Origin of the sequence: Mycobacterium sp. (genome assembly GCF_040509115.1) — a bacterium.
Lineage (GTDB): Bacteria > Actinomycetota > Actinomycetes > Mycobacteriales > Mycobacteriaceae > Mycobacterium.
The window spans coordinates 1-2,631 of record NZ_JBEVLO010000312.1 but is presented as its reverse complement, the minus strand read 5'-3'; the positions used below and the strand labels follow the sequence as shown (position 1 = coordinate 2,631).

Genomic DNA, 2,631 nt, shown 5'->3' with positions numbered 1-2,631 from the left:
GTATCGCGTGCGGTTCGATCCGGCAGCTTGAGCCCGGCGGAGCCCGCGGCAGCGCGGACCACGATGACGACGCGCCGAGCGATGGACACCGCCACCGGCGCTGCGTTGCTGCGCCTCGGATCTCGGGGACCGGCCCGGTAGTCCAACGGGCGCGCAGGTCGTCGCGAAGTCATCGTGTCCCGTTTCGGTCACTCGACTAGACGCGGTGGTGACCAGGATCGTCCCCGCATGAATCTGACCTTGGCTGCCACATAGCGGAATTTCCCCGACGTGCAACGCCAGCGACGGACCCGGACATCGCCCGGCCGCCCTCCGACGACCGTGATCGTGGTCCGGCGCCATTTTGCTGTACGCGTCAATTACGGCGGGTCTACCTCTCGCCACCCGACGCAGAACCGCACTTCTGGCGCAACCACTTGCTTGGAACACAGGTCCGTTGGCAAACGGCTGAGAGTGCTGCATCCGCAGCTTGAGCCCGAATGTGCGGCGGGAATTTTGCTGGATCTGCACCCTTCAGCGCAAACACGCCTCGCCGCCATCTTTGAGCCTGTTTGCTAACGCAAGAATCTGCTACGCGCGCGACACTGGTCGACTGTTCGCGAAAATCCCACGCCTTGAGGGCCGATGAGCCACGCCGTGTGGCAACGTTCAGATTGGGTGCGGCACAGCCGACTGGAATGCATAGGGCAAACAACTCCAGTGGTGTGATCGCAGCCGATGGTCACACAGTGAACTTTCGCGCACATACCGAGAAAGCAGTGACAGCAACCGGCTGATGCGTTAATTTCAGCGCACCACACGGTCGGGGACTCTTACGAATCCCCCCTAGCGAGGAGTTGATCAATGGGGGAATGGATGCACCGGGTCAGGCGCAGATATGCGGCGAAGTTCGTCGTGGCAATCATCGCGGTCGCGGTGCCCTGCGCGGCGGCGAGTCAATTGCTGCCGAACTTGGCGCGCTCGACTAGCTACGACGTAGTCCCGACCGCGGCGATCGACGAGACCAAGGGATCGGTCGGCATCTCGGAGCCCTATCTGTCGTACAACCTCGGCGAGGTCGACGAGGCGATCGAAGACATGGTCGGGCTCGGGGTGACCAACGTCCGCATCCAGATTCCGTGGAACTTCGTCGAGACCGCCCCCGGTGTCTACAACTGGGATCTGGTGGACGACATCGTCGAAAAGGCCCATGCCGCGAACCTCGGCATTCTGGGCATCATCAGCCACACCCCGGCCTGGGCAGGCAATGGCGGCGTGAACGCCCAACCCGACCCCGCGGTTTACGCCAACTTCGCGAAGGAGGTGGCCGAGCGATACGCGGGCGAGATCTCGGCCTACGAGATCTGGAACGAGCCGAACGCGGCGCTGTTCCTGAACCCGATCGACCCCGTCGCCTACACCCATCTCCTCCAGGCGGCCTACACGGCAATCAAGGGCGTCGATCCGTCGATCACCGTGGTCGGTGGCGTGGTGAGCTCCGCGGGCAACATCCCCGGGTTCTCGATGACACCCCAGGACTTCGTGGCCGCCATGTACGCCGCAGGGGCCAAGGGATGGTTCGACGCGCTGTCCTTCCATCCGTACGCCTACCCGCTGGGCAGCGAATTCACGGCGGGTGCGGGCTACTCCGGCTCGGCGTACGAGCAGCTGGCGGCGTTGCGCGAGGTGATGCTCGCCAACTCGGACGACAAGCTGATCTGGGCCACCGAGTTCGGCGTACCCACCGCCGGCGGCATCACGGAGGAACAGCAGGCGACGGTCATCACGAACTTCCTCACGGCGTGGAACAGCCTCGGCTACACCGGGCCGATGTTCATTCACACCATGACCGACCTCGCGACCGGTACCAACAGCTACGAGGACAACTTCGGCATCTACTTCGACAACGGCGATCCCAAGCTTGCCGCCGCGGCCATCGCGGCGTGGATCGCAGCGCACCCACCGCCCGTGGTGAACCCGCCCATCAGCGTCAACCCCGGGGATCCGTTCGTCGCGCTGAGTGCGGTGATCCAGGCGTTCCTCAACAACGCGTCACAGGCCTTCCAGAACCTGAGCCAGAGTGTGTCGACGTTCTTCACGCAGACACTTGCGGGCTTCATGAACTCGATCGTCACGGCGATCGCCCAGATCTTCAATCCGCCAAGCGCGACGGCCAACCAGATGTCGGTGACGTCGAACGAGGACCTGGCGGTGACATCCCGGATGGGGTTCAGCGCCGAGGCTGCTGAGGGTGACGATCCCTTGGCAGGCTCGCTTTCCGAGGAGAACGGGAACGCGCCGACGCAGGAGGGCGAGGAGGGGGTGGCCACCGAGCTGAACGTGACCACCGAGCCGAGCGTCACCACCGAGCAGGACGAACCCGTCACCACGGAGCCCGTCACCACCGAGCCCATCACCACCGAGCCCGGGACCACCGAGCCCATCACCACCGAGCCCATCACCACCGAGCCCGGGACCTCGGAACCGGCGGTCAAGGAACCGGACACCGACGATGAGGCGGAGACGCCCGCCGACGACACCGAGAACAAGGGTGGTGCATCGGCGCAGAAGCAGGCCGAGGCCGCCGAGCCGAAGAAGCCCGAGTCGGTGACTGCCGCGCCCAAGCGCGACGACGAGTCCGGCGGCGAGCCG

1 protein-coding gene is annotated in these 2,631 nt (G+C 64.9%); it reads left to right on the top strand.

Going from position 1 to position 2,631, the window contains the following annotated elements:
* Positions 1-843: 843 nt before the first annotated feature.
* A partial coding sequence (locus ABW137_RS22040) for a cellulase family glycosylhydrolase (protein ID WP_526403574.1) occupies positions 844-2,631 on the top strand: 1,788 nt, incomplete at its 3' end.